This is a genomic window from Pseudonocardia sp. SID8383 (assembly GCF_009864975.1).
In the GTDB taxonomy this organism is placed as follows: domain Bacteria; phylum Actinomycetota; class Actinomycetes; order Mycobacteriales; family Pseudonocardiaceae; genus Pseudonocardia; species Pseudonocardia alni.
The window spans coordinates 1-5,656 of the sequence record NZ_WWFY01000484.1 but is presented as its reverse complement, the minus strand read 5'-3'; the positions used below and the strand labels follow the sequence as shown (position 1 = coordinate 5,656).

Below are 5,656 nucleotides of genomic sequence, written 5' to 3'. Positions count from 1 at the left end.
TGCGTCGCGCTGACGGGCCAGGTGTGGTCGTGCAGCGCCGCCGCGACCCGGCCGAGCGCGACGAGTGCGTTGTCGCCCAGCTCGGGGCGCGACCCGTGGGCGCCGACCCCGTGCTGCACCAGCCGCAGCCACAGCACGCCCTTGTGGCCGTGCAGCACCCGGTTGGCGGTCGGCTCGGCCACCACCAGCAGCGGTGACGGCTCCAGGCCGGTGAGCAGGCGGGCGCCGTCGCCGCCGGTCTCCTCGCCGAAGGTGAACACCAGCTGCAGCGGGGTGGCCGGGTCGCTGCGCAGCGCCGCGACGACGAGCGCCGCGACCCCGGCTTTCATGTCGGTGCTGCCGCGCCCACGCAGCCGCCCGTCGACGACGTCACCGGCGTGCGGGTCGAACGACCAGCCCGCCGGGTCGGCGGGGACGGTGTCGAGGTGCCCGGTGAGGGTCACCGGCGGGCGGCCGTCGCCGCGGCGCGCCACCAGGTTCGCCCGCGCCGGATCGGCCGGGTCGGGCTCGGTCCGCACGGTGAAGCCGCCGTCGTCGAGCAGGCCGGCGAGCAGGTCGGCGGCCGCGCGCTCCCCGCCGCCGCGGGTGTCGAGGGTGATCAGCGAGCCGGCGAGTGCGACGGGGTCGGGGGTCTCCATCTCCGCGACCCTTCCACGACCCCGCCGCCTCCGAGGGCCGATGCCATTGCTCATCACTTCTTTGGCAGAATGGGGCGATGGGTGAGGGATCGGGCAGCGAGTCCGGCGGCTCCGGCGGCACCGTGGTGTCGAGCCGCTTCGAGACGAGCGACGACGAGGTGGCATCCCGGCTGCGGCTGGCCGTGGGCCGGCTGAACCGCCGGATCCGCATCGACGGCTCCGAGTCGCTGCCGCCGTTGCAGCTGTCGACCCTGGTCACCGTCGAGCAGCACGGCCCGCTGCGCCTGTCGGAGCTGGCCCGCCGGGAGGGAGTGACCGCACCGACGATGTCCCGGGTGCTGTCCGCGCTGGACGACCAGGGCATGGTCGAGCGGGCGGCGGACCCGGGCGACGCCCGTGGCGTGCTCATCTCGATCTCCGCCGACGGACTCGACCGGCTGCGCGAGGTCCGTAGCCAGCGCACCGCGCTGGTCGCCCGCCGGCTCGACCGGCTCGACGCCGCCCAGCGCGCCGCGCTGGAGGCCGCGCTGCCCGCGATCGAGGCCCTGATCGTCGCCGACGACGACTGAGCGCTGCCGGGTCCCCTCAGGCCTCGGCGCCGTCGACGGTGACCACGACCCGGGAGCCGTCGTCCCGGCTGCCGCCCGCGACGGACCGCAGTCCCGCGACCCGCGCCGACTCCGGCAGCGGGTCGGGGTAGTGCCAGAACACCTCGGCCAGCCGGGTCCCGCCGGGCAGGTCGGCGTGCTCGTAGTGCGCCTCGCCCTTGTAGGGGCAGCGGGTGCGCAGCCCGCTCGGCGTGGTCGGGACGGCGACGTCGGCGGCGGGCAGGTACCAGCGGTTCGGCAGCCCGGTCTCCGACAGCACCCACGGGTGCTCCGAGCGGGCCAGCACCGTCTCGACGCCGTCGGTCGCGACGTGGGTGACCACGACCTCGCGGTGGGTCGGGCGCACGTCGACCCGGGTGTAGGGGTCGGTGAGGTGGGCGAAGACCTGCTCGTCCTCGTCGTACCAGGCGTCGGCGGCGTTCCAGTACACCGCGGCGAGCCCGCGCAGCCAGGATGCGGCCGCGACGGGCTCGGGGTAGTGCCAGACGGCGTTCTCGGCGGTCCGGTCGCCCACGACGAGCGACCGGTAGGACGCGTCGCCCTTGAACGGGCAGTGCGTGGTGTGGCCGGTGGCGACCAGCACGTCCTGGTCGAGGTCGGTCTCGGGGACGTAGAGCACGGGCAGCAGGTTCGACTCGTGGACGAGGAACCCACCGCGGGTGTCGAGCACGGTGCGCCCGGCGAACTCCGCCCGCACCCGCCTCGGGAACGGATGCATGAGCAGCTTGTGCGGCGGGCCGTCGATCGCGTAGTTCACCGTGGTCGGCGCGTACGGCGACAGCGGGCCGTCGGTGCGGGTCAGTCCCATGTGGCCTCACCTCGTGGGTGGTCGTGCGGGTCGGTACCCACACAACCACCCACGGGGCGAACCTGCCACGGGGCTACAGCGAGAGCTGCACGTCGTAGTCGCCGATCCAGGTGTTCAGGTCGATGATGCGCTCCAGCTGCATCCGGCGGCCCATCGAGTTGGCCTCGTGCCCACCGCCCTCGTCGAGCCGGCGCCGCACCGCCGCCCGGTCCACCAGCGGCGCGACGGGCGCGTCGTCGCCCTGCCCGACGATCTCGGCGACCTGGTCGCGCAGCGACTTCTCGTAGGAGTCGTCCTGGGTGGAGGGGTAGGGGCTCTTGACCCGCTGGACCACCGACTCGGGCAGCAGATCGGAGGTGGCGTGGCGCAGCAGCGACTTCTCGCGCCCGTCGAAGGTCTTGTGCGCCCACGGTGTGCCGAAGACGTACTCGACGAGGCGGTGGTCGCAGAACGGGACCCGCACCTCGAGCCCGACGGCCATGCTCATCCGGTCCTTGCGGTCCAGCAGCACCGGCAGCCAGCGGGTCAGGTAGAGGTAGCAGATCTCGCGCATCCGGCGCTCGTGCGGGTCGTCGGCGGCCGGGCCGGTCAGCTCCGGCACCTCGGCGAGCGCGGCCCGGTACTGGTCGTCGAGGTAGCCGGGGACGTCGAGCTTGTCCCACAGGGCCCGGTCGAACAGCCCGGGGTCGGACTGGTCGGCGTTCATCATCCGCCCGGCCAGCCAGGGGAAGGTGTCCGCGGCGACGGTCTCCGGGTCGTGGAAGTCGCGGTAGCCGCCGAACACCTCGTCGGCGGACTCCCCGGACAGCGCGACCGTGGACTCCGTGCGGATCGCGGAGAACAGCAGGTACAGCGACGAGTCCATGTCGCCGATGCCGGCGGGCAGGTCGCGCGCGTGCACCGTGGCCCGGCGCACGGCCGGGTCCATCATGTCCTCGGTGCGGAGCACGATGTCGCGGTGCGAGGTCCCGACGTACTCGGCGACCTCGTGCACGTAGGGGGAGTCGGGGGTGCCGCGGGCGTCGTCGGCGACGAAGTTGTCGGCGTAGCCGACGAAGTCCACCGCGAAGGACCGCACGGTGCCGTCGACGTGCTTCGCGGCCAGCGCGGTGAGCGCCGAGGAGTCCAGCCCGCCCGAGAGCAGCGTGCACAGCGGGACGTCGGCGTAGAGCTGGCGCAGCGCGGTGTCCTCGAGCAGCTCGCGGACGTGGTGCACGGTGGTGTCGACATCGTCGGTGTGCCCGGTGTCGGTGAGCTGCCAGTAGCGCTCCTCGCGGACGCCGCCGTCCCGCGAGACCCGCACGACGCAGCCGGGCGCGACCTCGCGCATGCCGCGGAACACCGCGTTGGACATGTCGGAGACGAACGCCAGCGCCCGGCGCAGGCCCTCGGCGTCGACGACCCGCTCGGCCTCGGGGTTGGCCAGGATCGCCTTGGGCTCGGAGCCGAACAGCACCCCGTGCGGGGTGGGGTAGTAGTACAGCGGCTTGATGCCCAGGCGGTCACGCACCAGCACCAGCTCGTTCGTGCCGGAATCCCACAGGGCGTAGGCGAACATGCCGTTGAGCCGGCGGGCGACGTCCCGTGGGTCCTTCGCACCCCACTCGCGGTGCGCCCGCAGCACGACCTCGGTGTCGCTGGAGGTCCGGAACCGGTGCCCGGCGGCGGCGAGCTGCTCGCGCAGCTCGCGGAAGTTGTAGGTCTCGCCGGAGTAGACCATGTGCAGGGCGGGGGCCCCGCCCTCGTCGAGGGTCATCGGCTGGCGGCCGCCCTCGATGTCGATGACCGCGAGCCTGCGGTGGCACAGCGCCGCGGGACCCTGGGCCCACACGCCCTGCTGGTCCGGTCCGCGGCAGGACATCGTCTCGTTCATCGCCGCGAGGGTGCGGGCGTGCTCGTCCGCCCCCAGGTCGTGTCGGTAGTCGATCCAGCCGCAGATTCCGCACACGGTTGAGCGCCTCCTCGATCTCGTGGCCCGGGCCGCGCCGCCCGGTAAGATCGATTGCAACGCTAATGATTGCGAGCCGCAACACGTGGGTAACACGACGTGGCCGCTCCGTCCGGTGATGGGCGGTTCGTCCAGCGCTTTCGACGACGGGCGTCGCTGATCACACCCGTTCGGCGCAGCATCATTGCGTGAAGGCGCACGAACCTTTCGATCCGCTTACGTGATTGCGATCGTCAATGTTGCAGTCCGCAACGTGTGTAGCATGCGAAACATGACGGAACGTCCGATTGGCCCGATTGACGACGACGCAACCGTGGCGACCGGCGGTCTCGCCACGGCGACCCAGGACCCGCTGCACTCGCTGGAGAAGCAGATCACGCTGCTGGTCCGCCGCACCATGGAGTCGGTGTGGTCCCACGGCTACGGCGCGAACGACGCCGTGGACCGCTACACCTACCCGGTCCTCATGCTGCTCGACGACGAGGGCGCCCTCTCGCTCACCGCGCTGACCGGCAAGCTGGGCGTCTCCAAGCCCACCGCCAGCCGCCAGGTCTCGCGCCTGTCGCGGGCCGGCCTGGTCGACGTGTCCCCGCACGAGCGCGACCCCCGCTCGGTCAGCGTCACCCTGACCCCGGCCGGCCTCGCCGCCCGGGAGCAGGTCCGCGAGGCCCGCCTGGCGCCGCTGCGCGAGGTCATCGCGCACTGGCCGACCCACGACCGCGACTCCCTGGCCGAGCTGCTCGACCGGTTCAACACCGACCTGGACCTCTTCGTGCGCTGACCCCGCTGCACCTGACCGCGCGCGCCCCCGTGCACCCGCTGCTCCGCCGGGCCCCACCCGGGTGATGCGATAGTGGGCAGTCCGGGTGGCCGCACCCGGAGCGAGTTCGGGGGTGAGGACGGGCGTGGACGCGCTGGTGGCGCTCGTCGCCGGGGTTCTGCAGGGCATCCGTGGGCTCGGTGTGCCGGACGTGTGCCCGGGGGACTGGGCCTGGTCGGTCACCGCGCTCGGCGCGCTGACGGGGCTGCTGCCCACCGCGGGTGCGGCGCTGGTCGCGCTGCTGCGCCGGGGGATCGGCTCCGGGTCCTCGTCGGGCTACGGCTCGGCCGAGTCCGTGCTGCTGGCCGGGATCGGTGTGCTGTCGGCGGGCCTGCTCCCGCTGGCGGTGTTCGTCGGGGCGGGCGGGGTGTTCAGCCGTGCCACCGCCGGCGTGCCGGCCGTCCCCGGGCTGAGCCCGTCGGCCACGTCGTCGATCCGGGTCGAGACCTGCAGCGTCGTCGGGACCCAGAGCAGCTACCTGGGCCGCGGCACCGTGGCCGGGTCCATCGGCGGGGACGTCGTCACCTCGGTCACCTCCGTCGCCCTGCTCGGCGTCGTGCCGCTGCTCGCGACCGTGCTCGTCGCGGTCCAGGCGCGCACCGCGCTGCGTCGCGGGCCCCGCTGGCCCGCCAAGTTCTTCTGGCTCCCGCTCTTCGCGCTGATCGTGCTGACCGGCGGGGTCCCCGCGGGCACCGCCGAGCACCTGTGGGTCGGCATCCTCGCCGCGAGCCTGGCCGGGGTGCTGATCGTCCCGCTGTTCCCCGCACCGTCGCGGGCGACGGTCGAGCGGATCCGCGCCGGGCGCGACGCGCCGCCGCGCCGCGCCGAGCCGCC

5 protein-coding genes and 1 pseudogene are annotated in these 5,656 nt (G+C 73.5%); 3 read left to right on the top strand and 3 right to left on the bottom strand.

Annotated elements, in window-relative coordinates; all coding sequences use genetic code 11:
• Nucleotides 1–638, bottom strand: a 638-nt coding sequence (locus GTW08_RS11980; RefSeq protein WP_161151924.1) for a M20/M25/M40 family metallo-hydrolase, incomplete at its 3' end; no start/stop codon positions are given.
• A 77-nt stretch (nt 639–715) separates the two neighbouring features.
• Here GTW08_RS11980 and GTW08_RS11975 point away from each other — a divergent pair.
• Nucleotides 716–1,207 (top strand): MarR family winged helix-turn-helix transcriptional regulator, encoded by a 492-nt coding sequence (locus GTW08_RS11975; RefSeq protein ID WP_083658280.1) that lies wholly within the window; start codon nt 716–718, stop codon nt 1,205–1,207.
• Between the two features lie 16 nt (nt 1,208–1,223).
• Here the strand turns inward: GTW08_RS11975 and GTW08_RS11970 are convergent, their stop codons facing one another.
• Entirely contained in the window at nt 1,224–2,054 is an 831-nt protein-coding gene (locus tag GTW08_RS11970) for a DUF427 domain-containing protein (RefSeq protein ID WP_073574883.1), read from the bottom strand.
• Nucleotides 2,055–2,127: 73 nt separating this feature from the next.
• A complete protein-coding gene (gene asnB, locus GTW08_RS11965; RefSeq protein ID WP_073574882.1) occupies nt 2,128–4,002 on the bottom strand; it encodes an asparagine synthase (glutamine-hydrolyzing) in 1,875 nt (624 codons plus the stop codon).
• Nucleotides 4,003–4,315: 313 nt separating this feature from the next.
• Between asnB and GTW08_RS11960 the strand changes: the two genes are divergently transcribed.
• Both GTW08_RS11960 and GTW08_RS11955 read left to right on the top strand, forming a co-directional pair.
• The gene (locus GTW08_RS11960) at nt 4,316–4,783 is read left to right on the top strand and encodes a MarR family winged helix-turn-helix transcriptional regulator (protein WP_073574881.1); all 468 of its coding nucleotides are present in this window, start codon (nt 4,316–4,318) and stop codon (nt 4,781–4,783) included.
• Nucleotides 4,784–4,907: 124 nt separating this feature from the next.
• Nucleotides 4,908–5,656: pseudogene (locus GTW08_RS11955) on the top strand (hypothetical protein); the annotation flags it as partial.

What these genes read in the sequence shown, in the direction of transcription:
- GTW08_RS11975 (WP_083658280.1), top strand. Translation starts at nt 716, where the DNA reads ATGGGTGAGGGATCGGGCAGCGAGTCCGGCGGCTCCGGCGGCACCGTG.
- GTW08_RS11970 (WP_073574883.1), bottom strand. Translation starts at nt 2,054, where the DNA reads ATGGGACTGACCCGCACCGACGGCCCGCTGTCGCCGTACGCGCCGACC.